Genomic DNA, 26724 nt, shown 5'->3' with positions numbered 1-26724 from the left:
CACCGCCATGCGAGTGGGCGTCTGGCAGGACCGATTTTCACTATTAACTATTAACTGCCGGTCAGATTTCCCGCGTCTCCCGGAACTGAATATCCGGATGACGTTCCTGTGCCAGCTGCAGGTTGACCCGGGTGGGCGCCAGGTAGGTCAGGTGTCCGGCCCCGTCACGGGCCAGATTATCGTGGGCCTTGCGCTCAAAGGCGGCCATCTCACGATCATCCTTTGCCTCGACCCAGCGAGCCGTGGCAACACTCACCGGTTCGTAGCGACAGTCCACACCGTACTCGCCTTTGAGTCGCGCGGCGACCACATCAAACTGCAGGGTACCCACCGCACCCAGAATCACATCGTTGTTGCGCAGCGGGAAGAACACCTGGGTAGCGCCCTCTTCCGCCAGCTGAGTCAGCCCCTTGTGCAGCTGCTTGCTTTTAAGCGGGTCATTAAGCACCACGCGCTGGAACAGTTCCGGGGCGAAGTGGGGAATGCCGGTAAAGTTCAGCTCTTCCCCTTCCGTAAAGGTGTCACCAATCTGGATGGTGCCGTGATTGTGCAAACCGATGATGTCACCGGAAAACGCCTCTTCCACATTGTCACGCTCACCGGCCAGGAAGGTCAGGGCATCGGCAATGCGCACATCCTTGCCCGTGCGCACCTGCTTGAGCTTGATACCCTTCTGGTACTTGCCGGAACAGATGCGCATAAAGGCCACCCGGTCGCGATGCTTGGGATCCATGTTGGCCTGGATCTTGAACACGAAGCCGGTCATCTTGGGCTCGTTCGCCGCCACAATACGTGACGTGGCATCACGGGGCTGCGGTGCTGGTGCCCACTCCACCAGACCATCCAGCATGTGGTCCACACCGAAGTTACCCAGTGCGGTACCGAAGAACACCGGCGTCAACTTGCCAGCCAGGAAACGCTCAAGATCGAACTCATGGCTGGCGCCCTGCACCAGCTCCAGGGTGTCACGCAGCTCCTGTGCGTAGTCCGCCCCTACGGCTTCATCCAGTTCAGGGTTATTGAGCCCCTTGATCTCACGGACGTCTTGTACCGTATGGCCTTGACCGGTCTTGTAGAGCACGGTGGTATCACGCAACAGGTTGTAGACCCCCTTGAAGGTCTTGCCCATACCAATGGGCCACGTAATCGGGGCACATTCGATATTGAGCACGTCCTCGATTTCATCGAGCACCTCAATACCATCACGGACATCCCGGTCGAGCTTGTTGATGAACGTCAGAATGGGGGTATCACGCAGCCGACAGACCTCCATCAGCTTGACGGTCCGCTCCTCTACCCCTTTGGCCGCATCAATCACCATCAACGCGGAGTCCACTGCAGTGAGAGTACGGTAGGTATCTTCAGAGAAATCAGCGTGGCCGGGGGTGTCCAACAGGTTGACGGTGGCGCCCTTGTAAGGGAACTGCATCACCGAGGTGGTCACCGAGATGCCCCGCTCCTTCTCCATCTCCATCCAGTCAGAGGTGGCGTGCTTGCCGGACTTCTTGCCTTTCACAGTACCTGCGCTCTGGATCAGGTTTCCGTACAGCAGCAGTTTTTCGGTAATGGTGGTCTTACCGGCATCCGGGTGCGAAATAATCGCAAAAGTGCGGCGCTTGGCCACCTGATCTTGCAGACTCATGAAACAGCTACTCTGACTGGAGATTTCGAGGGCGCGAGTATACCAGTGTTGGCGGTGGCTTTGACCCCTCCCCGGTCAGACCAGCCCGGAGCCCTTGAGCTGGCGCTGGCGCATCAACAGATACAGGGCAAAACCCACCGCAACACCGGGGAACAGCCCCAGCAACAGGGCCAACCAGCCGCCACGGATGCGATACTGCTGGCGCTCGAACATCACCCAAATGGCCAGGATCACCCAACACAGGATCACGTCGGTGGAATAACCAGCCGCATAGGGGTTGGCAAAGCCTGCGGCAAAGGCGCCGAGGATGTCCGGGTTCTCCAGCAACGGTGGCCCGGCCAGCACAGCCAGAGCAACACAGAAAATGAGTGCCACCAGCACCAGTAAGCGGCGAAACAAGGATTCAGACATGCCGGTCTCCATCGGTCATTCCATTGAGAGCCCTATGGTTGGAAATTTGCAGGGGAGTGTCCAGCTTTTACGCACCATTAACAAAGGATGCCAAAACGGCATTGGGCGCATCTGTTCACGGTGATAGAGTGAAAGCTCTTTTACCGACGGATATCTCCCATGGTCCAGTTTGCTCGCATTACCTCCCTCCTTATCATCAGCCTGTTCATGGTGGCCTGCAGCCAGGCCCCGGGGGAAAGGGATGCCCGCAAGGTGCTTCAGGCAGAACTGGAGAATGCGCATCTGGCCGAGCTGCTGAACATCAACAGCGTGGAAAAACTCAATGGTTATCAGGACAACGATGGGCGCTACACCATCGAAGTAAGCTACCAGCTCAAAGCCACCGCCTCGCTCTCCGACTACGCGGCACAGGTCAAAGGGGACGAGAACCTGTCCGGCATGGATCGCTTCGCCATGATCATGACGCTGAGTGCCCTGCGGGTGGAATATGGCAACTTCGACAAGGGTGACACGTTTGATGAGCAGCGCGTACTGACTTTCCGGGACTCTGAACAGGGCTGGATGCCGGTGGAATAGATAGTCGCGAGTCGCGAAAGGCAAAAAATAGCACTGTTCTGTTTTCGAAACTCGCTACTCGCTACTCGCTACTCGATACTCGTAACTCGTAACTCGAAACTCTATTTATGCCCGCCGGACAGCAGGCACTGCATCAATACCGCATTCTCGTGCCCATCGCCCTTGCGATAATAATTCTTTCGCACGCCACACACTTCAAAACCTAGCTGCCGGTACAGTGTCTGGGCACCGGCATTGCTTTCCCGCACTTCCAGATACATCACCGTCATGGCGTCCTGGCGGGCGTCATCCATGGCTTTTACCAACATCATCCGGGCAATGCCGCGGCGCTGCCGGGCGGGCGCGACAGCCACGTTGAGCACATGGGTTTCATCCAGAATGCGGGAGAGAATCAGGAAGGCAACGGGTTCATCATCATGACCAACGACAACCTGGCACAGGTAGTTGGCATTGTTGAGGCAGTCACGGAAGTGGCTGGTGCTCCAGGGGGTAAGCTGGGCCGCATCTTCAATGGCCTGCACCGCGTCCAGGTCTTCCAGTTCCATGGCCCGAATGGATTCAGGCCCGAACACGGTCTCAGACACCGTCAAAGCCGTGTTCCTGCATGGCCTGCCAGCTGGCTTTCTTGTGAGTTGCCGGGTCTGCCAGCATCTCACTCAGCGCGCTGATCACCAGCGCGCGTTGCCCTCCGATGTCAAAACTCTGGTAGCGAGGCTGATTGAATAGCGCCTCATTGAGGGACTCCGGCAGGGCCAGCAACACCCGCTCGCCACCGGTCTGGTCACACAATCCAGCGATAAAGGCAGAGAGCGCCTGAGCCGCCTCTTGCGCTTGCATGGGCTGATCGGTCAGCGGACAGAAGAAACGCCGTGGCCGCCCCGGACGCCCTTGAAACACGGCCAGCAGGCTGGCCATGAGCGGCGCTTCGAAACGCCCCAGTCCCGGGGCCTGGGTATCTTCCTGGGCACACAACAGCCAGGTGCCATTACCCTGATGTGCTTCCAGCGTAAAGGTCACGCTGTTACCGTTCGCCGCCACTGACTCAGGGGGTTGGGGGGCAGGTTGCATACCCGTTTCAGCTGAAGTTTCGACCGGTTCAGTCCGTTGCACAGGCGCCGGTTTCGGTGCCTCCAGGCTGTCCTTGAGAGAAACCGCAGGCGAACTGCCCTCAGCGCGAGTTTGTTCCGCAGCCGGGACAGAACCGACAGGCTCCCCGGCACTCACATGAGCCTGCGCAACGGGAGGATCCTGCTCCTCTTCCCAGTCCAGCCATGGCGAAGGAGCGGCTCCGGGCAAGGGCGCACGGGCAACCCAGGGCGTCAGGCCCAAAGCCTTGAGGTAACTTTGCCGACTGGCTTCATTCATCAGCCGCTCCGCAGCAGCCAGCGGGCATCACGCCACATGCCTGCGCGCCATTCTCGATTCTGTGCTGCCGGGCTGTCACCAACATCCATGGTCATCAGACTCCGTCAGCCGCCTGCGGATGGGCCTTTTCCAGGCCCGCCGCAAAGTGGTTCAAGGCATTCAGATAAGCCTTGGCGGAGGCGGTAATGATATCAGTATCCGCACCGTGACCATTGACGATACGCCCCCCTTTCTCCAGCCGAACCGTCACTTCGCCCTGGCTGTCAGTGCCCGCCGTGATCGCGTTCACCGAGTACAGCAGCAGCGTGCTGTTGCTGGTTGCCATGGATTCAATCGCCTTGAAGGCCGCGTCCACAGGACCAGCACCGGTCGCTTTTGCTTCCTGCTCCTTGCCATCAATGGTCAGCACAATGCGCGCTTCCGGAGTTTCACCGGTGCGTGCAGTGGCTTCCAGCAATACCAGCTTGAAACGCTCGTCTTCAGCCGCCTTCTTGGTATCGCTGACCAATGCCTGCAGGTCTTCATCAAACACTTCGTGCTTCTTGTCCGCCAGATCCTTGAAGCGCTGGAAGGCCTCGTTCATGGCCGCTTCAGAGGCGAAAGTAACGCCGAGTTCATCCAGACGGGCGCGGAAAGCGGCACGGCCGGAGTGCTTGCCCAGCACCATGCGGTTGGTATGCCAGCCCACATCTTCGGCGGACATGATCTCGTAGGTTTCGCGATGCTTGAGCACCCCGTCCTGATGAATGCCGGACTCATGGGCAAAGGCATTGGCACCCACGATGGCCTTGTTGGGCTGCACCGGGAATCCGGTGATCTGCGACACCATTTTGGATGTCGGCACGATTTCCAGCGCGTTGATACCGGTGTCCACATTGAACAGATCCTGACGGGTGCGAACCGCCATGACGATCTCTTCCAGAGAGGCATTGCCCGCCCGTTCACCCAGACCATTGATGGTACATTCCACCTGACGGGCACCAGACTGCACCGCTGCCAGGGAGTTGGCCACCGCCAACCCCAGGTCGTTGTGACAGTGCACAGAAAAGACGGCCTTGTCCGCATTGGGAATGCGGGTCAGCAACTGGGCGATGGTGTCGCCAAACTGCTCGGGAATGGCGTAACCCACGGTGTCAGGAATATTGATGGTCCGCGCACCGGCATCAATCACGGCCTCGATGATGCGACACAGAAAGTCGATCTCGGAGCGGCCGGCATCCTCACAGGAAAACTCCACATCCCCCATGTGATTACGGGCGTGCTTCACTGCCGCCACGGCGTGCTCAATGACCTGATCCGGCTCCAGGCGCAGCTTGTGCTGCATATGGATGGGGCTGGTGGCAATAAAGGTATGGATTCGTCCGGATTCCGCTCCCGCCAGGGCTTCTGCGGCCCGGTCGATATCACCCGCCTTGGCCCGGGCCAGAGAACAGATGGTGGATTCCCTGATCGTATCGGCGATGGCCTTTACCGAGAGGAAATCGCCCTGGCTGGCGATAGCAAAGCCGGCTTCGATGACATCCACCTTCATACGCTCAAGGGCCTTGGCGATGCGCAGTTTTTCGTCCTGGTCCATGGTCGCACCGGGGCTCTGCTCACCATCACGAAGGGTGGTATCAAAAATAATCAGGCGTTCTTTGCTCATTGGTGTCTCTCGCAATATCTGGGCCATCCGGCCGGGGCGCACATCATGTCCGCCAAAGGGTTGTGGAAATTCTACACCAGTCGCAGGGCTCGCAGCACGGCCTCACGCAATGCTTCGCCCACTTCACGGCCCTTGATGCCTTCTGCCAGGCGCAGGGTTTTACCCTCCGCCTCCACCTGCAGGGTCATATACTCGGTCTGCCGGCCATTGCTGGTGCTGCTCATTCCTGATTTCAGCACCAACTGCTCCGCCCTCAGCAGTCGCCCTTCCCTGCGATAGAGAGGAATCCCAAGCCAACGGCGCACCACCCGGATCTCACTGCCGCGGATCCACACCTGCAGCCCGCGGGCCAGGGTGTAGACGGAGCTGAAGACAATCAAGTAACCAATCAGTCCGAAAATACTCCCCATGAAATAGAGCATCACCCCTTCGGAAGCGGCAGCGATAAACAAGCCGGTACCGACACCGGCGAAGATGCCCCCAAACAGCAGCATCCCCAGTTTCATGCCCAGATTCCTGCCGGGGCGACTCTCCAGATACAGTCCTTGCCCGGTCTGCTCGACGCGAATTTGTTCACTGGCCGATTCCACGGCTTGCAACTCTCGCTCGCGACGATCCGCCATCGAATGGGACTCGGGCAATTGGTAACGGCTGGCGCCACTGCCAGCCACCACCGGGATCTCCCAGCTGCGCTTCAACTCCCGTCCTTCCAACTGCCCTTCCAGCGACACCCGCCAGCGGATCCAGTCTTGCCGACCGGAGAGACTTCGCTCACGTTCGCGTGTGGCAGGCTGATCCGCCGGCGCATCGAAGCAGAACTGGATATCCGTGCCCGCCTGACGCGGTACACAGTAGGCGCGCTGCTCCGTTTGCCAGAGAATACTTTCGCGGGTCTTGCGGTCCTTTCCTGAGCCGCTGTAGTAAAAGCGAACACAACTGAGCCAAACGCTCAGCGATGCGTCGTCTGGCACAGGCCTGCCCAGATGGATCTGCCCGCCGACTTGACCACCCGCCTGCCCTGGCTCCGGGTCCATCTTGAGCGGGGTCGGCCCGAAGAACCGGTAGTTCTGGCGCATTTTCCAACCCGCAAAAGCGATCCCCGCGCCCACCAGCGGAAACAGCAGCACCAACAGGATGGCAAAGTCACCCCGACTGACTTCTTTCCAGATCTCCAGATAGGCAGGCGATGGCAACAGGATAAAAATGGCGCCAAAGCCCACCAAAAACCAATGGCCTGACTTCTCCTGACTGGAATAAAAGCCGGTCTCGGAAACCAGCGCCGCGTCTTTACTGCCACGTCGCATCAACAACATGACACCACCGCCCACCAGGGCAAACACGCCACCAAAGGTGAAACCGAAGATCACCGAGCCCCAGCGAAAGGTGCGGTCCAGATAAGCCTCATGGGGCGCATCCGGATTCACCCAGGCGCTCACCGTACGGTTGTTTCTACGGGCTGTATCAATACGACCATAGAGCTGCTGCCAGTAGTCGCCGAAGTTGTCGGAACCACTGTACTGACTCACCTGGCTACTCGTGTAATCCACACCACGATATCGATAGCGGTAGGTGCCGCTCACGCTATAAGTGGTGGAACCATCTGAGCGATGGGAATGGAGGTTGCTGCTGAGCACCGTGGCCGGCACGCGATCCCAGCTACCGGAATCGATATATTTGGCAATCGGGATCACCGCCACAAACAACATGACAGCCAGACCGGCCGCCAGAAAAATACCACCAAACAGGTAACCGCCAATCCCGCCTTTCTTATTCTGTTTGCTCTCGTTGACCGACAAACCATTCTCCCCCTTTGATAAATCCCCAAAGGGCCACACCACTAATGGCCCCGTAAAGATGGGCATTTACATATACACGCCCGTTAATCCAGTTTTGCAGATAGTCCACGTCATAGCCGGGCAAGTGTTCACTGATCATGCGCCCTACAATCACCGCCAGCACCACCGAGTGCAGCACCGGGTTGCCCCGCCATCCCAGCAGCAGGCATAGAATCAGCAGGCCATGCAGAATCCCGGACAGCCCCACATAGTGCATCAACTGGCCATCGATAAAATACAGCGCAAGCCCAGACGTGAGTCCGCAGAAAATCAGCCATGCCCAGAAACGAAATCGATCGAGTAGATCTTCAAAAAAATAACCGCACAGCACCAAACCGGACAAATTGAGTAGCAGATGCCAGCTATTGAGGTGGACCAGGTGGCAAGTAAAAACCCGCCACACCTGCCCCGCTTCGATAGCCGCCCGATCAAACGCCAGCCACGGGTTCAAAAACTGATGCTCAATACCCAGCACCGCCAGCACCACAGCAAAGGCAATAAATTGGGGACGCAGTTTTTTGTCTCTGGGTTGCATGGGGAGTCCGATACGAATGAGTCGGTCATTATGGGGAGGGAGTACCCGGACAGGCAACCAGGACAGTTCAAAGTTGCAAGTGCAAAGCTAAAAAGCATGGGGCCAGCAACAACACTGCTCCTCTTCGCTCCCACAGCTCCTTTCTTGTAGGGCCTCTAGCGTGTTGCATGTTGCGTGATGCGTCCAGCAGCCGCGGAGCGGCCAACAAAAAAGCCCCGCACAAGGCGGGGCTTTTCGAAGGGTCGAATGACCGGCTGATTTACATCATGCCGCCCATACCGCCCATGCCACCCATGCCGCCCATATCTGGAGCGCCACCGGCGTTTTCTTCCGGCTTGTCAGCCACCATGGCTTCGGTGGTGATCATCAGGCCGGCGATGGAAGCCGCAGCCTGCAGCGCAGTACGGGTTACCTTGGCGGGATCCAGGATACCCATTTCCAGCATGTCGCCGTACTCACCAGTGGCCGCGTTGTAACCGTAGTTACCGGAACCGTTGCGAACTTCCTGCACGATAACAGACGCTTCAGCGCCCGCGTTGAAGGCGATCTGGCGCAGCGGCGCCTGCAGGGCGCGGATCGCGATGGCGATACCCGCGTTCTGCTCTTCGTTGTCACCCTGCAGGTCACCCATGTTGGCCAGCGCACGAACCAGCGCCACACCACCACCCGGTACCACACCCTCTTCTACCGCAGCACGGGTTGCGTGCAGGGCATCGTCGACGCGGGCTTTCTTCTCTTTCATTTCCACTTCGGTGGCAGCACCGATCTTGATTACGGCAACACCGCCAGCCAGCTTGGCCACACGCTCTTGCAGCTTCTCTTTGTCGTAATCAGAAGAGGAGTTTTCAATTTCACGACGAATCTGCTCAACGCGGCCGTCGATATCAGCCTGCTGGCCAGCGCCATCAACAATGGTGGTATTTTCCTTGTCGATGTTCACTTTCTTGGCCGTACCCAGGTCTTCCAGGGATACGTTTTCCAGGCTCAGACCCACTTCTTCACTGATCACGGTACCACCGGTCAGGATAGCGATATCCTGCAGCATGGCCTTGCGACGATCACCAAAGCCCGGCGCCTTCACCGCAGCACACTTGATAATGCCACGCATGTTGTTCACGACCAGAGTGGCAAGCGCTTCGCCTTCGATGTCTTCAGCGATGATCAGCAGAGGCTTGCCCTGCTTGGCCACGTTCTCGAGAACCGGCAGCAGTTCGCGAATGTTGGAGATCTTCTTGTCCACCAGCAGGATGTAGGGAGATTCCAGCTCAACCTGCATCTTTTCCTGGTTGTTGATGAAGTAAGGGCTCAGGTAGCCACGATCGAACTGCATCCCTTCAACCACTTCCAGCTCGTTCTGCAGGGACTGGCCTTCTTCAACGGTGATCACACCTTCCTGGCCCACTTTTTCCATGGCCTGGGCGATGATTTCACCGACGGACTTGTCAGAGTTGGCGGAGATGGTGCCAACCTGCTCGATGCTCTTGGTGCTGTCGCACGGGGTGGACAGCTTCTTCAGCTCTTCCACCACGGCAGTTACTGCCTTGTCGATACCGCGCTTCAGATCCATGGGGTTCATGCCAGCGGCAACAGACTTGAGGCCTTCATTCACGATGGCCTGGGCCAGCACGGTGGCCGTGGTGGTACCGTCACCCGCTTCGTCGTTCGCCTTGGACGCCACTTCTTTTACCATCTGGGCGCCCATGTTTTCGAACTTGTCTTCCAGCTCGATTTCCTTCGCCACAGACACACCATCTTTGGTGATGTTGGGCGCACCAAAGGATTTCTCCAGCACCACGTTGCGGCCTTTCGGACCCAGGGTGACTTTAACCGCGTCAGCCAGGATGTTTACGCCTTTGGCCATACGGGCACGGGCTTCATCACGAAACAGTACTTCTTTAGCCATTGTTCTTTACCTCTGCGAAATCTTTTACATCCCCGTTACCGGGTGATTGTGGTGTTCTTGATCCAGCGATCAGGTTCTTAGCCTTCAGCCCTTAACCTTCGATGACGGCCAGGATCTCGGATTCGCTCATGATCAGCAGTTCTTCGCCTTCCACCTTCACGGTGTTGCCGGCGTACTGACCGAAGATCACCTTGTCGCCCTTCTTCACGTCCAGCGGACGCACATCACCGTTTTCGGTGATCTTGCCGTTACCGGCGGCGATCACTTCACCACGGGACGGCTTCTCGGTGGCAGAACCGGGCAGCACAATACCGCCAGCGGACTTGGTTTCTTCTTCTTCACGGCGAACCAGCACGCGATCATGCAAAGGACGGATGTTCATTTTCCTTAAACTCCCAGTTTAGTTCTGATGACATCCGAGCCCACCACTCTGGCAAGGCTCGGCAGTCCGAATTAGCACTCTAATGAGTCGAGTGCTAATCATAGTAATGATGACAGCGCAGTCAACAGCCAAGTCGTGCTTCGCTTTGACTGTCTGCGGGCTCAGGAATGGGGCTTGCCGGTGAGGATTCAAGGGGGGCGGGGGCAAAAAATCGCTGGGCAGGCATATCAGTGGGCGCGCGCAGGCACCCCTGACAGAGCAGCGAGGTACGAGTTTCGAGTTTCGAAAATCTAAATCAAAACCCGTGTTTTGCTCTTCGCAACTCGAAACTCGTACCTCGCTTCTCACCATGGAAGGCCTTTCTGTGGGAGCGTGCCTGCACCCGAAAAGCCTGGCAAAGACTTCGCTGGCAGGCCGGCTCCCACCGTAAATCAGGCCCTGCCTAAACGGGGGTACGCGCCAGAGCAACCAGCGCTTCACGGACCTGAACGGCATCCTCGGCACGGTTGGCGAAAGGCAGGCGGTGCAGGTTGCCTTCATGCAACAGCCAGCTCCCCCAGGGATCCACCGCCAGCATCACCGCCCCTTCACCGGGGCAACCCAGCAGGCTCAGGTAGTGATCACAGGCATCACTGTGGTCCGCATTCATATGTTCCACCATGCCCTGCTCGCGGGCCAGATCCCAGCCATGTGCCGGCAGCAGCGCTGCCCCCTCCAGCCACGCGGCCTTGCCGAACCCTGGGATCCAGCGCACTTTTAAGGGCCTTAAGGCATAGAAGTGGAAGTCCAGCTGCAGGTAGTCACGCATGTGTGGGAATACCTGCAGAAACCGCTCACCAGCTTCCACGGGTACCTGCTCAAGCTCTCCGGTCACGGAGAGTCGCTGTGCTGCCTGCCAGTCGCTGTGTGCCTCCTCGACCCACATCAGGGAGACCGCAGGGTGATGACGGATATTAACGGTATGCTCGGCCAGATCGCTCATCAGCATGAGCAGGCTCCCCTGTCCATCCGGCACCACATTCACTGCAGTGGCGAGGGGCTGCCCCTTGCTATCCACGGTGGCCAGTGCCGCATGACTGTGCTGATAGACAAAGGCCCGGGCCTGCGCAATCTGATCCATTATCGATTCCTTGCTGGTTCTGCTTTCCTGACGTTTTTCCCCGCTTTCCCGGGGGCCTGAGCAATCCGGTCATTGGTCTGGCCGGGGTCGACCACCATAATCGCCCTCATCGAGAACCGACAGTGTAAGGAATCACCATGGATCTGAACCAGAAAGTGATTGTAGTGACCGGTGCGGGTCGTGGCCTGGGCCGCGGTATTGCCACCTACTTCGCCGGCAAGGGTGCGCGCATCGCCTGTGTAGACCTGAACCAGGAAGACCTCGACGCCACCGTCGCCGCGTGCAAGGAAGCCGGTGGCGACGCCCGTGCCTACATCGCCAACGTTGCGAAAGAAGAAGACGTTGAAGCCCTGTTTAACAACGTGGGCAACGATTTCGGCGCTCTGCACGGTCTGGTGAACAATGCCGGTATCACCCGTGACGGCCTGCTGGTGAAGTTCAAGGACGGTGAAGTAGTGAGCAAGATGAGCCTGCAGCAATGGCAAGCCGTGATCGACGTGAACCTGACCGGGGTATTCCTGTGTGGCCGTGAAGCCGCCGCCAAAATGCTGGAGCTGGGCACCGAAGAAGGCGTGATCGTCAACATTTCTTCCCTGGCCCGTCACGGCAGTTTCGGCCAGAGCAACTACTCTGCCGCCAAGTCCGCCGTTGCAGCCATGGCTGAGGTGTGGGCGAAGGAACTGGCCCGTTACAACATCCGCACCGGCGCCGTGGCCCCGGGTACCATCAACACCGACATGCTGGCCGCCATGAAGCCGGAAGCCCGCGAGCGTCTGGTGCAGGCGGTCCCGCTGCGTCGTCTGGGTGAAGCCGAGCACATCGCGCGCTCCGTGGCCTTCATCTTCGAGACCGACTACTTCACCGGTCGATGCATCGATATGGATGGCGGCCTGCGTTAAACGCTGCATGCGCCATGCGTGACGCAACACGCAACACGCAACACGCAACACGCCTGCATGATCAGCTGGCGACAATAAAGGGCAAGCCTTCGGGCCTGCCCTTTTTTTGCGTCAGGCGGCATCAGGCATTTCCCCTTGCAGCTTGACGCTTGTGGCGTAAAGCTTTCCCTTATGAACGATGAATTCCGAGACGCCGTCTACCAGATCGTTGCCGCCATCCCGGCAGGCAAGGTCAGCAGCTATGGTGCGGTGGCCAGACAGGCCGGCTTTCCGCGCCATGCCCGCTTCGTCGGCCGGCTGATGAGTCAGCTGCCGACGGGCAGCCGTCTTCCCTGGCACCGGGTGCTCCGCGGGGACGGGCACATCGCCCTGGCCGGCACTCCGACAGGTGAAGTGCAAATTCAGCGACTACTGGATGAAAATGTCCCGGTCACCGGCGGCCGAGTGGCCAAAGCCTATTTTGTGACGTGGAACGACTGAACCCTCATCGCTCCCCGGAGACAAAGTGTCTATGATGATTCCTTCGCCCACCGGAAGAGCCTGTTAATCCATCCATGCCCTCACAAACCTCCAGCTGGCAGCAGTCGTTGAAAGCCTTCCTGCACCCCCGTGTCGTCACCATGTTTTTTTACGGGTTTTCTGCCGGGATTCCGTTACTGCTGATTTTTTCCTCACTTTCTCTCTGGCTGCGTGAAGCCGGTGTGGACCGCTCCACCGTCACCTACTTTAGCTGGGCCGCGCTGGCCTATTCGTTCAAGTTCCTCTGGGCACCGCTGATTGATCGACTTCCGGTTCCGGGCCTGACCCGCTTGCTGGGCCGGCGCCGAGCCTGGCTGTTGGTGTCGCAACTGGCCGTCGCACTATCGATCTTCACCATTGCCCAGGTCGATCCTACCCAGCCCGGCGCCCTCAACCTGATGGCACTCACCGTAGTGATGCTGGGCTTCACCGCGGCTACCCAGGATATTGTGATTGATGCCTACCGTATCGAGTCCGCCGGGGTAGAGCTCCAGGCCCTGATGTCTTCGTCCTACATCGCCGGGTACCGGATAGGCATGCTTACCTCCGGGGCCGGATCACTGGTACTGGCCAGCCAACTGGGCTCCACCAGCGAGGCCTACAGCTACAGCGCCTGGCAAACCACCTACGCCTTGATGGCCCTGACCATGCTGGTGGGGGCTATCACCACGCTGATTATTCGCGAACCGGAAAACCCCAGACCATCATCCAGTCAGTACAACAGCCGGCAATACCTGCGCTTCCTGAGCATCTTTGTGGTCGGCATAACGACTTTCGTGGCCATGTACATTGTGACTGGGCCAGAGGCTGCAGCGTTACGGAGTGCACTCAACGATATCGTCCACAACTCGCCCCTGTCAGGCCTCATCGTCGAGTCTTGCCGATTGGCTCTTGCCATCGCGGTGGTCCTCATGGTCGTGAAACTGATGGCACTGACTCCACTCTATGAACAGCAGCTGGTGGAAGAGAGCTACATCGAACCCGTGCGGGACTTCTTTCGCCGTTACGGCACCCGGCTGGCGCTGGTGATACTGCTTTTTGTGGGGTTTTACCGGATCTCAGACATTGTTCTTGGCGTGATTTCCAATGTGTTCTTTGAGGACATGGGCTTTACCAAGACCGAGATTGCCGCCGTGGTCAAAACCTTCGGCCTGTTCATGACCATCGCTGGCGGCTTCCTTGGCGGCCTGCTGGCTGTTCGCCATGGCGTGATCAAGGTGCTGTATCTTGGTGCGATCCTGACCGTCGCCACCAACCTGCTGTTCCTGTGGCTGGCCCAGGCCGGCCACGATATCCGCATCCTCTATGTGGTGATCTCGGCCGACAACCTCAGCGCAGGATTGGCCAGCGCCGCCTTTGTGGCATTCCTGTCCCAGCTAACCAATGTGTCCTTCACCGCTGTGCAATACGCCATCTTCAGCTCACTGATGACCCTGCTGCCGAAAACCATCGGTGGCTACTCCGGCAGCATGGTGGATAACCTGGGTTATCCTGGCTTCTTCCTGCTGGCCAGCCTGATGGGGGTGCCCGTGCTGGGACTGATTTATCTGATCCAGCGCAAAGGGGCCTTTAAAGAATGATTCCCACTTCGTATTAGGCTAATTTTCAATCAACAAAAAACCGGCTATAGTTCACAGATTACAAAAAACAACAAGAACGCCAATGAACTCTGCCGAAATGGAAATTCTGGTCGTCGATGACGCCCGCTTCTCAGCGGCGGTGGTCAATCGTACCCTGGCTGCCGCCGGTTACACCCACATTCGTCATGCCAACAGTGCTCAGGACGCGCTGGGTCAACTGGCCCAGCAACCTGCAGATCTGGTGGTGGCCGACTGGCTCATGCCAGGCATGGACGGGCTGGAATTGACCCGTCGCATTCGCCAAAACGACGAAGCCAGTAACCGCTACACCTATGTGCTGCTGCTCACGGCCCGGGAAGGGGTGGATGCCCTGCAGCAAGCCTTCGATCAAGGTGTCGATGACTTCGTCTCAAAGTCTTCCATGACCGAGCAACTGCAGCATCGCGTCATGGCCGCCGACCGAATCATCCAGCGCCATAACCGGGTTCAGGCCGACTACCAGCGCATGCTGACCTTCAACCGTCAGCTCAAGAAACAGGCCCTGGTGGACCCTCTCACCGGCTTTGGCAACCGTCAGGACAGCAACCGTTCACTGCAAAACGCCCTCAAGCAAGCAGAGAAACGCGGCGGCGCCGCCTGCCTGATCCTGTTGCGTCTGGAAGAATTCGAGTCCTTGCAGCAACAACGTGGCCAGAAGGTCATGCAGCAAGGGGTGCTGGCTTTCAGCCGGCGACTGCGCCAGTCAGTGCGCCCCATGGACACCCTGTGCCGAATCCAGCCGGATCTGTTCTGCCTGATTACCTGGCAGCCAGACCTTCAACATTGCGATCCCGGCAGCTTCCGGCGTCTGTATGAAACCCTAAACCACCGTGCTTACCAGACCGCTGCCGGCTTCATCAGCCTGCAGGTCAGCATGGCACTAACCTGTTCCGAGGGCGCCATCGAGCCTGAAAAGCTGTTTGAAAAAGCCAACGCTGAGCTGACGTTATCCGTTTCTGAGAAACGTATTGTGGCTGCCGTGGCCAACGGCTGACCCGGGACATCACTGCGGCCTTGTACGCGTCAGACCCCGGCCAGCCGCTGACCCAACGGCAGACTTTCAAGATCCGCTGTCATACCATGCAGTCATGACACCCCCACTCCCCCACTGGTATTTACTGGGCGCCGGCAACATGGGCACCCTGGCCGCCTGGCACCTGCTGCAGGCGGGGCACTCGGTAACCGTTATCAAGTCGGGGAACGGCGTGTCCCTGACAAAAATCCTGCAACTGCCGGATGGGCATAGCACGACCTTCACACTCCCGGTCCTGGCCCCGGAGGCCCTGACCGGCCCCATCGACCACTTGCTCGTCGCGGTGAAAACGCCCTATAGCCAATTTGCCCTTTCGCCCATTACCCACCGAATCCACCCAGACAGTCTGGTGGTTCGTTTCCAGAACGGCCTCGGCGCGCTGGATGGGCTCCTGCCAATGGGGGTGGCCATTGTGGATGCTGTCTCCACCAGCGCGGTAAAGGGCCAACACCCACATCACCAGATCGTTGCGGAAAACACCACCTGGCTGGGCGGTCCGATTGACGAACCTGGCTGGTTCAGAGAGCTACAGTCCCACTGGCCCAACTTGCAGTGGTGCGAAAATATCCATACGCCGCAATGGAAAAAACTGGTGGCCAACGTGGTGATCAATCCCCTGACTGCGCTGCATGATGTGCCCAATGGTCACATCGTGGACAACCCCGCTCTGCGGCAGTTGGCCGAACAGCTTTGTGCGGAGGCTGATGCCGTTCTTCAGGCCCTTGACCCCAGCTGGCCCGGCCACTCACTGAACAGCGTGCTGGCAGTGGCTAGCGCTACCGCAGGCAATACCTCTTCCATGCGCGCGGACTGGCAGCATGGCGCCATTACCGAAATCGAGGCAATCAATGGTTGGTTGGTAAAACAGGCTGGCAGGCTGGGGATCCCCGCTCCGCATAACCGCAGAATAGTGGCGCTACTGACAAAATAACGCCGCCATCAGAGATGGCGTCCTGGTTCCGGGCCCTGCTCAGGCACCGCTAACCAGGCTTCCCTCCCCACCAGTTACCTCTCAACGCTCACCTTTCACTTCGTCCTTTCCCCTTATATTTGTCATGGATTTACCGCTATGCACTGGAATTGCTGAGCGTTTTTCGCCATCGTAGCGGGCATTAATCAATGTTGTGGAACACCGATGCAACGTAATCTTGTTTTGGCAGCCAGCCTGCTCATCAGTGGCCAGATCGTGGCCAGCAACGACATTCAGGCCGTGAAGGTCAGTGGCGCCGCCGGCCTGCAGCTGGCCAGCGAGCTGCCCACCGGCACGATTGTGATTGATCGACAGATGATCGACAGCCTGCCCGCCAGCGACCTCACCGAAGTACTGGACTCCGTCGCCGGGCTGCAAAGCAGCCAGCTTTACGGTATCAACGGGGCCGGCGCCAGTGTGGACCTGCTGGGCTTTGGCGGCACGGGTAACCAGAACACCCTGATTCTGCTCAACGGCCGCCGCCTGACCGGTATTGACCTTGGCGCTCCGGAACTCACGGGCATTCCTTTGGCCGCCATCGAGCGCATCGACATCTTGCCCGGCGCCGGTGCCGCGCTTTACGGGAATGGCGCCACCGGCGGCACTATCAACATCATCACTCGCCAGCGCTACCAGAACAGCGCGGGCGTGGAAGCCAGCACCGGCAGTTTCAATACCGAGGGCGGCCAGCTGTATGCCACCGCAGGCCGCGAGAACCTGAGCGGCGCACTGGCGGGCCAGTCGCTGAGCAGTGATGGCTACCGGGAGAACAATCGCACCCGTAACAAGAATCTGTTCGCGGATCTGCGCTATCAGGGCGAAGGCTTCCAGGCTTATTTCACCGCCACTGGGCAAGAGCAATACACCGGGCTACCTGGTGGACGCAGTGTCACTGCCACGGAGAATCAATTCCGAAACGATCCCGAAGGCACCGACAACCCCGATGACAATGTGGATCAGAACAGCTACTGGTTGATGCCCGGGTTACGCATCAACGTCTCCGACCGCACTGCGTTGACACTGGACGCCGCGCGCCGCCGCCAGCATCAGGAGTTCGATTTTGTTTCCGGCAGCTATACCAGCGATACGGTGATTGATACCTTCAGCCTGACCCCAAAACTGGAAGGACAGCTCACCACTGGCGGCGCGGTACACAACTGGACGCTGGGCTTTGACCTCTACAAGTATGACTACGTCAGTGACACCAGCTTTGGCAACCGGGACCTGGAACAGGATCAGCGAGCCTGGTACCTGCACAATCTGGTCAGTGTGACGCCCAAGCTGTCCGTCAGTGCCGGTGCCCGCCGCCTGGAAAGTACCCTGAGCGGAGAAGGCGATAACAAGGAGCAGGACGGCGAAATGTATGAGGGTGGCCTGCGCTATACCTTCACGGGCAACCTGGCCCTGTTTGCCGGTGCCCAGCGCAGCGTTCGAATTGCCAATCTGGACGAGTTGACCCCGTTCAATCCACCTATTGATCCGCAAACCGGGCGCACCTATACCCTGGGCGCCAGCTGGTCAGAAGGCATTCAGCACTCCACCCTGACCCTGTGGCGCGCCGAGATCGAGAATGAAATCCTCTTTGATCCCGCCAGCTTCACCAACCGCAACCTGGATGATCCCACCGTTCACAAGGGCATCAGCATCAATTCCCGTTGGCGCCTGGACAAGGACCTGACCCTGACGGCCAACGCCAGCGCTCAACAGGCCCGTTTCGATGGTGGCCAGTACAGCGGCAATGATGTGCCCCTGGTGCCAGAGCACACCATGAGTGTGAGCGCCGACTGGCAGGCGCTACCCTGGCTGTCTGCCCAGCTGAGCCATCGTTATCTCGGTGATCGTCACTATGACAGCGACCTGGCCAACGAATACACCAAACTGGATCATTACCGCAGCACCGACCTGCAGCTGACCGCCCGCTACCGCGGCGCCTACCTGCGCGCCGGTGGTTACAACCTGGAAAACCATCTGGTGGCGGACTACGGCGTTTACAGTGCAGGGACCGGTGGCACGACACTCTATCCGTTGCCAGAGCGGCATTACCGCGTTGCCATCGGCTACGAGTTTTAATTAACCGATTACGGGTACGCGGCCCGACGCACATACACATGCAAAATTGTTTCGAGTGACGAGAAGCGAGTTTCGAAAAGCAAAAGCGAAAACCCGGACAGAAGTTTTTTGCCCTGGCTTTTCGCAACTCGAAACTCGTGACTCGCGTTTATCCCGTCCTGCTTGCTTTACTACCATCGCTTGCAGGCAAGCTCCTGCAGCAAGATGCCCTGAAGGATCTATTCATGACCGACAAAACGCGCATCAACCGCGTCATCACCCGCACTGGCGACAAGGGCGATACCGGCCTGGCGGACGGCTCCCGTGTCAGCAAGAACCATCCCCGCATTATCGCGCTGGGCGAACTGGATGAGCTGAACAGTATGCTCGGGGTCCTGCGCACCCACCGCCTTGAAGGAGATCTTGATTCGCTACTGGGGCTGCTTCAGCAACGCCTTTTTGATATCGGCGGCGAACTGGCCATTCCTGGTCGGGTGGTGATTGATGATCACGATCTGGTGGAGGTGGAAGCCCAGGCCGATACGCTGAATGCAGAGCTGCCTCCGCTGAAGGAGTTTGTCCTGCCCGGCGGCCACGCCGCCGCCGCCTGGTGCCACCATTGCCGAACTGTTGCGCGTCGGGTAGAGCGCCAAATGGTGACCCTGCACAGCGAGGACGATGACGCGGTAAACCCGGTCAGCCTGGCGCTGGTCAATCGCCTTTCCGATCTGCTGTTCATCATGGCCCGATTGATCAACCAGCGTAATGAGCACCCGGAAACGCTGTGGAAACCGAAAAACTGACCGAGAGCGAGTTACGAAGATCAACAGCCAAGCGGCCACTTTCGGTTATCATTTTTTGCCTGTCGACACTCGCGTCTCGTCACTCGACACTCAGTCTTTATGAAAACATTGTGCAAATACTCCCCCTCCTCTGGCGGCAAGGTACACTGGGGTACCTAACAGCTGACGCGTCGCCATGGGCATCCGCAACAAACTCTTTCTGATCTTTCTGGGCACCTTTCTGGTCCTCACGGTGGCGGCCAGCGGCTTTTACTATCTTTCCTTTATCCGCAGCCTCGACACCTATCTGGATGAACGTCAGCAAGAGCAGGTAGAGCGACTGGCCGAACACCTTGGGAGCATGTATCAACAGGGCAACAGCTGGGACTTCCTGCTGAATGATCCGCGTCGACTAGGCAGGCTGTACCGATTAGCCGGAGACGGGGACGCTGGCCGGGGGCAACGTGGCGAAATGCGGCACCTGCAACTGCTGGATCACAACAAGCAGGTTCTGCTGGGCCCGCCAGCCCCACCTAAACTGCGCACCGAGATAGCGATTGAAGCGGACGGGCGGATCGTTGGCTATCTGACCCATCCCAATCAGGATGCCATACGCGACAAGCTGTCCGACCGTTTCAGGGATCGCCAGCAGGGCTTTGTCGCCTGGATGTTGGCGGTGGGCGTCGGCCTGTCATTACTGGTTTCCTGGCTATTGGCACGGCATCTGGTGGCTCCGATCCTCGCCCTCACACAACATGCCCAAACGCTGCAGGAAGGCGATTACGTCAGCCGGCTGGAGGATCACCGCAGAGACGAGCTTGGCACCCTGAGCCGCCAACTAGACCTGCTCTCGGAACGACTGGAACAGGGCCAGCAGGCACGGCAACGCTGGTTATCCGATATCGCCCATGAGCTGCGCACGCCAGTGGCCATTCTCAAGGGCGAACTGGAAGCGCTCGTCGACGGTATTCGTCCGCTGCACCTTGAGGCCATCAAGGCGCTGGAAAGTGAAACCACTCAGCTGGCTCACCTGATCGATGACCTTCGTGACCTGGCCCTGGCTGATGGCGGCAACCTGCGCTACCAGTTCCAGCAACAGGATCTGGCACGACTTGTCACGGATGTACTGGAAAGCTACCAGCACGCTCTGGCGCAACACCATCTCACGGTCACGGCAGACCTCCCCGATGAGGCCATCGCCTCAATTGACCCGGTGCGTATTCGTCAGTTACTGGACAACCTGCTGCAGAACACCGTGAAGTACACCCACGATGAGGGTCAGGTGCTAATCCAGCTGAAACCGCAGGGCAACCAGTGGCAACTGACCCTGGAGGACAGTGCACCCGGGGTGCCCGATACCGCCCTGCCGCTGCTGTTTGATCATCTCTACCGGGTGGAAAGCTCTCGCAACCGTCGCACCGGTGGCGCAGGGCTCGGGCTGGCCATTTGCCTGCGCATCGCCGAGGCCCATGGCGGCACACTGAAGGCCGAGCACAGCCCGTTGGGAGGCGTTCGTATTACCCTGACCTTGCCGGGAGAGTTCGCATGAGCCGCATTCTGATTGTCGAAGACGAGCCCCGTCTCTCCCAGCTGGTAGCGGACTACCTTGCCCACGCACACTTCGAAACCGAACAGACCGACAGCGCCAAGGCCGCCATCACCCTCGCAGAAAGTGGCCGCTTCGATGCCATGCTGCTGGATCTGATGCTTCCTGACGGCGATGGCATGGAGGTGTGCAAGTCAATTCGCAAACACAGCAACTTGCCGATCCTGATGATCACCGCCAGAGTGGATGAAGTGGACAGGCTACTGGGACTGGAACTGGGCGCCGATGACTACATTTGCAAGCCGTTCAGTCCGCGGGAAGTGGTGGCCCGCGTCAAGGCAGTGCTACGCAGGGCACACCCGGAGCCCGCACCAGCAGGGCAAATCCTGGAGCTGGACCCGGAGCGCTACGAGGCCCGAATCGGCAGCCAGCATATCAGCCTGACCGCCATCGAATTCGCCCTGATGCAAACCCTGGCCAGGCACCCAGGCCGGATCTGGTCGCGCGACCAATTGATGGATGAAATTTACCAGGACCACCGCGTGGTTTCCGACCGCACCATCGACAGCCACATACGCAAACTGCGCAAGAAACTCACTGAACACAGCGACGATGCCCATGACTGGATCGGCAGTGTCTACGGGGTGGGCTACCGGCTGGAAACGCCATAAAGGCGAGTTACGAAAACCTGTAGAACATGACGTTTTGCCTTTCGAAACTCGCTTCTCGTAACTCGAAACTTGGTCTTTTAGCTAACTCACAGCCACCTACAGCCGTATCAGACGTTGCGCTGGTTTTGATTTTCCTCGCAGCTGAAAGCTCGAAGCTCGCTCCTGCTCTTCTTTTCCACATTCCCTGCATATTCCTTGCACTCTTTGCGGCAATACTGGTCACATCAAAGACAGGGGCCGCAGCCCCACGGATATCCCCCAAGGAGAGCATCATGAAAAAAGTCATCGTCATTCTTCTCGCCGTGTTCGCCACTTCCGCCTTTGCCTTCGGCCCCGGCGGTGATCATAAAGGCGGTGAGCGCATGGTCGAGCACATGGCCCAGAAACTGGATCTGAGCGAAGAGCAAAGCGAACAGATGAAGGCTATCTTTACCGAGCAGGGCGAAAAAATGAAAGCGCTGCATGATGAAACCCAGGGCAAGATCAACGCCATCCTGACGCCGGAGCAGCAGAAGAAAATGGCCGAAATGAAAGAAAAACGCAAAGAGCGCAGGGAAGAGCGCAAGGAAAAACGGAAAGAGAAAATGAAGGAAGAAAACGAATAACGTCCCTCGCCATACTCACAAAAAAGCCGGCTCATGCCGGCCTTCTTGTGTCCAGTATCCGCTCTGGGCTACAGCAAGACCCGTCGCATATCTGACAGCAACTGGCTCAGGTAAGTGGTAAAGCGGGCAGCTTCGGCGCCATCAATCACACGGTGGTCATAGGACAGGCTCAGCGGCAGGGTCAGACGCGGCACGAACTGCTTGCCATCCCACACCGGCTGCATGTCCGAACGGCTCACCCCGAGAATGGCCACTTCCGGCCAGTTCACAATCGGCGTAAATGCCGTACCGCCAATGCCACCCAGTGACGAGATACTAAAAGTACCGCCCTTCATGTCCGCCGGGGTCAGCTTGCGATTACGTGCTTTCTCCGCCAGCTCGCCCATTTCCCGGGCAATCTCTTTCAGGCTTTTCTTGTCCGCATCCTTGATCACAGGCACCACCAGGCCATTGGGAGTATCCACCGCAATGCCGATGTTGATGTAGTGCTTGTGGATCAGGGCTTCTCCGCTGTTCTCCAGGGAGCAATTGAAACGCGGAAACTCCTTCAGCGCCTTGGCACAGGCCGCCACCAGAAACGCCAGCATCGTAAGCTTGATTCCCTCACGCTCCAACGCCTTGTTTTGCTGCTTGCGGAAGGCTTCCAGATCGGTAATGTCAGCATTGTCATGCTGGGTCACGTGGGGAATGGTCAACCAGGAGCGGTGCAGGTTCTGGGCAGACACCTTACGCAGCTTGTTCAGCTCTTCGCGCTCGATATCGCCAAACTGGCTGTAATCGATATCCGGAAGATCCAGCGACAGACCACCTCCTCCGCCCCCCGCAGCAGGCTGCACCTCCAGACGCTGCTTGACCCAGGCATGCACATCCTCCTTGAGAATCCGATCTTTCGGGCCAGTCCCGGAGACCTGAGCCAGGTCCACCCCCATTTCCCGGGCGAGCTTGCGCACCGCAGGGCCGGCGTGTACCGACTTGCCTGGCGAACTCACTGCTGCCGGGGCCGGTGTCGCTTCAGGCTCGGGCTTGCTGGCCGCCGCTTCAGCCCTGGCTGGAGCAGGCTTATCCTGCGCAGCGGGTGCATGGGCGGCATCACCGCCAGACACTTTCAAGGTCAACAGAGCATCGCCGGTGCTAACCTTGTCGCCGGCCTTGATGATCACCGTCTCCACGATGCCCGCCATGGGTGCCGGAATTTCCAGCGAGGCCTTGTCTGATTCCAGAACGGCAATTACCTGCTCGGCTTCCAGCACATCACCGGGGGCCACGCTGACTTCGATGATCTCGGCGCCTTCGATGTCACCCAGATCCGGCACAGAGACGGTTTCCGTACGGGCACCTTCGCTGCTGGCTGACACGGCAGGAGCCGCCTCGATCTTTGGCTCGGATGCCGCTTCCGTAACCGCCGAAACGTCAGTTTTCTCTTCAGCTACCGGAGCGCTATCCGTGGCACCGGCATCGCCCTCAACCTCCAGAAGGTCATCGCCTTCTTTTACGCGATCGCCCACCTTCACATTGATGGCAGTGACCTTGCCCGCTTTCGGCGCCGGCACTTCCACGGTGGCCTTGTCCGATTCCAGCACCACAATGGTGTCTTCCGCGGCGATGGTGTCGCCGACCTTTACGCTGATCTCGATGACGTCAACAGGATCACTGCTGCCCACATCGGGAACCTGAATCTTCTCACTCACACCAGTCTCCTTTTAGTGAGATTCTCTTGAGGTGCGATCAATGCATCACCGGATAGGGTTTATCCGTATCGATGCCGTATTTCTCGATGGCCTGCTTAACGGTCGCTGCATCCACCTTACCTTCCTTGCGGAGCGCATTCAGCGACGCCAGCACCACAAAGTATCGATCCACTTCAAAGAAGTGGCGCAACTTCTGACGGGAATCACTGCGACCAAAGCCGTCAGTGCCCAGTACCAAGTAAGGCGCCTTGATCCAGGGACGGATCTGGTCGGCAAAGCTGCGCATGTAATCGGTGGATGCAATCACCGGCCCCTCGCGATCAGCCAGACATTTCTCTACCCAGTTCTGTTCGCGCTCACTGTCCGGGTGGAGCAGCTCGTCACGGTCTTTCCTGATGCCTTCGCGACGCAGTTCGTTGAAGCTGGTGACGCTCCATACATCCGCAGCGATACCAAAGTCATCGCGCAATAATTCTGCTGCTGCCTCCACTTCGCGGAGAATGGTGCCACTGCCCAGCAGCTGAACTCGCAGTGTTTTTTTGTTTTTTCCCTTGCCTTCGCGCAACAGGTACATGCCGCGACGGATGCCTTCCTCGGCACCTTCCGGCATGGCGCCGTGCCGATAGTTCTCGTTCATCAGCGTCAGGTAGTAGAAAACTTTTTCGTTGTTTTCGTACATGCGCTTGAGGCCATCGTGCAGGATCACCGCCAACTCATAGCTGTAGGTGGGGTCGTAGGTGACACAGTTGGGAATAGTGCCAGCCAATATATGGCTGTGTCCGTCCTGGTGCTGCAGGCCCTCTCCATTAAGCGTGGTGCGCCCGGCTGTCGCCCCCAGCAGGAAACCGCGGGCCTGACTGTCGCCTGCCGCCCAGGCAAGGTCACCAATACGCTGAAAACCGAACATGGAGTAATAGATGTAGAACGGGATCAAGGCGAAGTTATGCACGCTGTAACTGGTGGCAGCCGCCAGCCAGCCGGACATGGCGCCCGCTTCGTTGATGCCCTCTTCCAGGATGCGGCCCTTCTTGTCTTCCCGGTAGTACATCACCTGACCGGCATCTTCCGGTTCGTATTTCTGGCCACCGGAGGAATAAATTCCCAGCTGACGGAACAGCCCTTCCATACCAAAAGTACGGGCTTCATCGGGCACGATCGGCACCACACGCTCGCCGATCTGCTTGTCCTTGATCAGTGCACTCATCATGCGCACGAAGGCCATGGTCGTGGAAATCTCCCGATCGCCACTGCCCTCCAGAAAACTGGCAAACACATCCAGCCCGGGTATTGTTAGCGGCTCGCTCGCCTGCTGACGACGTACCGGCATAAAGCCACCGAGCTTGTTGCGCTGCTCATTCATGTAGCGCAGCTCAGGAGAGTCCGACTCGGGGCGGTAATAAGGGACGTCCTTCAGCTGTTCGTCGGTGAACGGCATATCGAAGCGGTCACGGAATTCCTTGAGACTTTCCAGATCCAGCTTCTTCATCTGGTGAGTCTTGTTGACTGCTTCACCCGCTCCAGTGGCATAGCCTTTCACGGTTTTGGCCAGAATCACGGTAGGACGACCGGTGTGCCTGGTGGCTTCGTGGTAGGCCGCATAGACCTTGAAGGGATCGTGGCCCCCGCGATTGAGACGATAGATGTCCTCATCGGACATATGCGCTACCAGTTCCTTCAGCTCCGGGTATTCACCAAAGAAATGCTCACGGGTATAAGCGCCGCCGTTCTTCTTGTACGCCTGATATTCGCCATCCACGCACTCTTCCATACGACGACGCAGCAGGCCCTGGCTGTCCTTCTCCAGCAGCGGGTCCCATAGCCGACCCCAGACCACCTTGATGACATTCCAGCCGGCGCCACGGAACACACCCTCCAGTTCCTGAATGATCTTGCCGTTACCACGCACCGGGCCATCCAGACGCTGCAGGTTACAGTTAACCACGAATACCAGGTTATCCAGCTTCTCCCGGCCAGCCAGCGCCAGCGCGCCAAGGGATTCCGGCTCGTCCATCTCCCCATCACCCATGAACGCCCAGACCTTGCGGTCGTCCTTCTCGATCAGTTCACGATTCTGCAGGTACTTCATGATGTGGGCCTGGTAGATGGCCTGAATCGGCCCCAGCCCCATGGACACCGTAGGAAACTGCCAGAAATCCGGCATCAGCCATGGGTGCGGGTAGGAGGAGAGGCCTTGCCCGTCCACTTCCCGACGGAAATTATCCAGTTGCTCTTCGCTGATACGGCCTTCCAGGTAGGCCCGCGCATATACGCCCGGCGCCGAATGCCCCTGAAAGAACACCAGGTCCCCTTCATTTTTATCACTGGGGGCCCGGAAGAAATGGTTGAAGCCGACATCGTAGAGAGTGGCGGATGAGGCAAAGGAGGCAATGTGGCCACCCAGCTCGTCATCGTTGTTCATGTTGGCCCTCATCACCATGGCCAGGGCATTCCAGCGCACCAGGGAACGAATACGACGCTCCATGAACACGTCACCGGGAATGGGGGCTTCGTCTTGTGGAGAAATGGTATTGAGGTAGGGGGTGTTGAGATGGGTGCGATGAATGCCCTGCTCCTGGGCTTCGTTGGCAATGACATCGAGGAGCCAGGCTGCCCGTTCCGGGCCCTCCCGCTCGACCACCGATTCCAGTGCGTCAAGCCACTCCCGTGTTTCAGCGGGATCCATATCATCGAAGAAACTGCGTTTTTGCATGGGCGTGCGTCCTTTTTCGCGTAGCCGAACGGTACGTCAGGATCACTGTCATACCGCAAACATACCCGGGGGTGTCCGGGCGAGGCGAACCTCGTTGCTCTCCGGCCTGCGCCGGATACCTGCATTCATACTAGCGATGATGACCGGCCGGTCAAATGACAAAAACCCTCAAAAACAATTATTTGGGCACTATTTCATTACCAGTCGTTACCAGCTTGC

General features: G+C 58.4%; 24 protein-coding genes. 11 read left to right on the top strand and 13 right to left on the bottom strand.

Features of this window, described 5'->3' with window-relative positions:
* Positions 1 to 61: 61 nt before the first annotated feature.
* The gene (prfC, locus tag GFN93_RS14680) at positions 62 to 1642 is read right to left on the bottom strand and encodes a peptide chain release factor 3 (protein WP_153502076.1); all 1581 of its coding nucleotides are present in this window, start codon (positions 1640 to 1642) and stop codon (positions 62 to 64) included.
* Positions 1643 to 1717: 75 nt separating this feature from the next.
* Complete coding sequence (locus tag GFN93_RS14675) at positions 1718 to 2053, bottom strand: DUF2834 domain-containing protein (protein ID WP_153502075.1); 336 nt, start codon at positions 2051 to 2053, stop codon at positions 1718 to 1720.
* A 159-nt stretch (positions 2054 to 2212) separates the two neighbouring features.
* Between GFN93_RS14675 and GFN93_RS14670 the strand changes: the two genes are divergently transcribed.
* Entirely contained in the window at positions 2213 to 2629 is a 417-nt protein-coding gene (locus tag GFN93_RS14670; protein WP_153502074.1) for a hypothetical protein, read from the top strand.
* 101 nt (positions 2630 to 2730) lie between these two features.
* On the opposite strand, the gene rimI is transcribed toward GFN93_RS14670, so the two are convergent.
* The 8 genes from rimI to GFN93_RS14630 form a co-directional block, all read right to left on the bottom strand.
* Entirely contained in the window at positions 2731 to 3213 is a 483-nt protein-coding gene (gene rimI / locus GFN93_RS14665; protein ID WP_328594795.1) for a ribosomal protein S18-alanine N-acetyltransferase, read from the bottom strand.
* Entirely contained in the window at positions 3206 to 3994 is a 789-nt protein-coding gene (locus GFN93_RS14660; protein WP_153502073.1) for a hypothetical protein, read from the bottom strand. The genes rimI and GFN93_RS14660 overlap by 8 nt, the downstream gene beginning before the upstream one ends.
* A 94-nt stretch (positions 3995 to 4088) precedes the next feature.
* The gene (locus tag GFN93_RS14655; protein WP_153502072.1) at positions 4089 to 5639 is read right to left on the bottom strand and encodes a 2-isopropylmalate synthase; all 1551 of its coding nucleotides are present in this window, start codon (positions 5637 to 5639) and stop codon (positions 4089 to 4091) included.
* 71 nt (positions 5640 to 5710) lie between these two features.
* Positions 5711 to 7435 carry a DUF3592 domain-containing protein gene (locus GFN93_RS14650; RefSeq protein ID WP_153502071.1) on the bottom strand — a complete coding sequence of 575 codons (1725 nt, stop codon included), beginning with the start codon at positions 7433 to 7435 and terminating at the stop codon, positions 5711 to 5713.
* Positions 7407 to 8009 carry a rhombosortase gene (gene rrtA, locus GFN93_RS14645; protein ID WP_153502070.1) on the bottom strand — a complete coding sequence of 201 codons (603 nt, stop codon included), beginning with the start codon at positions 8007 to 8009 and terminating at the stop codon, positions 7407 to 7409. Before rrtA ends, GFN93_RS14650 begins: the two co-directional genes overlap by 29 nt.
* Before the next feature lie 259 nt (positions 8010 to 8268).
* Positions 8269 to 9912 carry a chaperonin GroEL gene (groL, locus tag GFN93_RS14640; RefSeq protein WP_153502069.1) on the bottom strand — a complete coding sequence of 548 codons (1644 nt, stop codon included), beginning with the start codon at positions 9910 to 9912 and terminating at the stop codon, positions 8269 to 8271.
* Between the two features lie 91 nt (positions 9913 to 10003).
* Entirely contained in the window at positions 10004 to 10294 is a 291-nt protein-coding gene (gene groES / locus GFN93_RS14635) for a co-chaperone GroES (RefSeq protein ID WP_153502068.1), read from the bottom strand.
* A gap of 442 nt (positions 10295 to 10736) precedes the next feature.
* The gene (locus tag GFN93_RS14630) at positions 10737 to 11414 is read right to left on the bottom strand and encodes a HugZ family pyridoxamine 5'-phosphate oxidase (protein WP_153502067.1); all 678 of its coding nucleotides are present in this window, start codon (positions 11412 to 11414) and stop codon (positions 10737 to 10739) included.
* A gap of 137 nt (positions 11415 to 11551) precedes the next feature.
* Here GFN93_RS14630 and GFN93_RS14625 point away from each other — a divergent pair, with 137 nt between their 5' ends.
* From GFN93_RS14625 to GFN93_RS14585, 9 genes are all read left to right on the top strand, one after another.
* Entirely contained in the window at positions 11552 to 12313 is a 762-nt protein-coding gene (locus tag GFN93_RS14625; protein ID WP_153502066.1) for an SDR family oxidoreductase, read from the top strand.
* Between the two features lie 171 nt (positions 12314 to 12484).
* The gene (locus tag GFN93_RS14620; RefSeq protein WP_153502065.1) at positions 12485 to 12793 is read left to right on the top strand and encodes an MGMT family protein; all 309 of its coding nucleotides are present in this window, start codon (positions 12485 to 12487) and stop codon (positions 12791 to 12793) included.
* 74 nt (positions 12794 to 12867) lie between these two features.
* Positions 12868 to 14412 carry an AmpG family muropeptide MFS transporter gene (locus tag GFN93_RS14615; RefSeq protein WP_153502064.1) on the top strand — a complete coding sequence of 515 codons (1545 nt, stop codon included), beginning with the start codon at positions 12868 to 12870 and terminating at the stop codon, positions 14410 to 14412.
* Positions 14413 to 14494: 82 nt separating this feature from the next.
* Positions 14495 to 15445: a GGDEF domain-containing response regulator gene (locus GFN93_RS14610; RefSeq protein WP_153502063.1), complete on the top strand. Its 951-nt coding sequence runs from the start codon at positions 14495 to 14497 to the stop codon at positions 15443 to 15445.
* A 94-nt stretch (positions 15446 to 15539) separates the two neighbouring features.
* Positions 15540 to 16415, top strand: a complete 876-nt coding sequence (locus tag GFN93_RS14605) for a ketopantoate reductase family protein (protein ID WP_153502062.1) — start codon at positions 15540 to 15542, stop codon at positions 16413 to 16415.
* A gap of 204 nt (positions 16416 to 16619) precedes the next feature.
* Entirely contained in the window at positions 16620 to 18524 is a 1905-nt protein-coding gene (locus GFN93_RS14600; protein WP_153502061.1) for a TonB-dependent receptor plug domain-containing protein, read from the top strand.
* Positions 18525 to 18748: 224 nt separating this feature from the next.
* On the top strand, positions 18749 to 19306 hold the full coding sequence (locus tag GFN93_RS14595; protein ID WP_153502060.1) for a cob(I)yrinic acid a,c-diamide adenosyltransferase: 558 nt from the start codon (positions 18749 to 18751) through the stop codon (positions 19304 to 19306).
* A 175-nt stretch (positions 19307 to 19481) separates the two neighbouring features.
* Positions 19482 to 20834 carry an ATP-binding protein gene (locus GFN93_RS14590; RefSeq protein WP_153502059.1) on the top strand — a complete coding sequence of 451 codons (1353 nt, stop codon included), beginning with the start codon at positions 19482 to 19484 and terminating at the stop codon, positions 20832 to 20834.
* On the top strand, positions 20831 to 21502 hold the full coding sequence (locus tag GFN93_RS14585; RefSeq protein WP_153502058.1) for a response regulator: 672 nt from the start codon (positions 20831 to 20833) through the stop codon (positions 21500 to 21502). Before GFN93_RS14590 ends, GFN93_RS14585 begins: the two co-directional genes overlap by 4 nt.
* 7 nt (positions 21503 to 21509) lie before the next feature.
* On the opposite strand, the gene GFN93_RS14580 is transcribed toward GFN93_RS14585, so the two are convergent.
* On the bottom strand, positions 21510 to 21794 hold the full coding sequence (locus GFN93_RS14580; protein WP_153502057.1) for a hypothetical protein: 285 nt from the start codon (positions 21792 to 21794) through the stop codon (positions 21510 to 21512).
* Between GFN93_RS14580 and GFN93_RS14575 the strand changes: the two genes are divergently transcribed.
* Positions 21775 to 22107 (top strand): Spy/CpxP family protein refolding chaperone, encoded by a 333-nt coding sequence (locus tag GFN93_RS14575; protein ID WP_153502056.1) that lies wholly within the window; start codon positions 21775 to 21777, stop codon positions 22105 to 22107. The genes GFN93_RS14580 and GFN93_RS14575 overlap by 20 nt on opposite strands.
* 68 nt (positions 22108 to 22175) lie before the next feature.
* Here the strand turns inward: GFN93_RS14575 and aceF are convergent, their stop codons facing one another.
* Positions 22176 to 23795 (bottom strand): dihydrolipoyllysine-residue acetyltransferase, encoded by a 1620-nt coding sequence (aceF, locus tag GFN93_RS14570; protein WP_328594740.1) that lies wholly within the window; start codon positions 23793 to 23795, stop codon positions 22176 to 22178.
* Between the two features lie 37 nt (positions 23796 to 23832).
* Positions 23833 to 26505: a pyruvate dehydrogenase (acetyl-transferring), homodimeric type gene (gene aceE / locus GFN93_RS14565; RefSeq protein ID WP_153502055.1), complete on the bottom strand. Its 2673-nt coding sequence runs from the start codon at positions 26503 to 26505 to the stop codon at positions 23833 to 23835.
* Positions 26506 to 26724 lie beyond the last annotated feature (219 nt).

This window comes from Alcanivorax sediminis (genome assembly GCF_009601165.1).
Taxonomy (GTDB): domain Bacteria; phylum Pseudomonadota; class Gammaproteobacteria; order Pseudomonadales; family Alcanivoracaceae; genus Alcanivorax; species Alcanivorax sediminis.
This window is presented reverse-complemented; position numbering and strand designations above follow the sequence as displayed.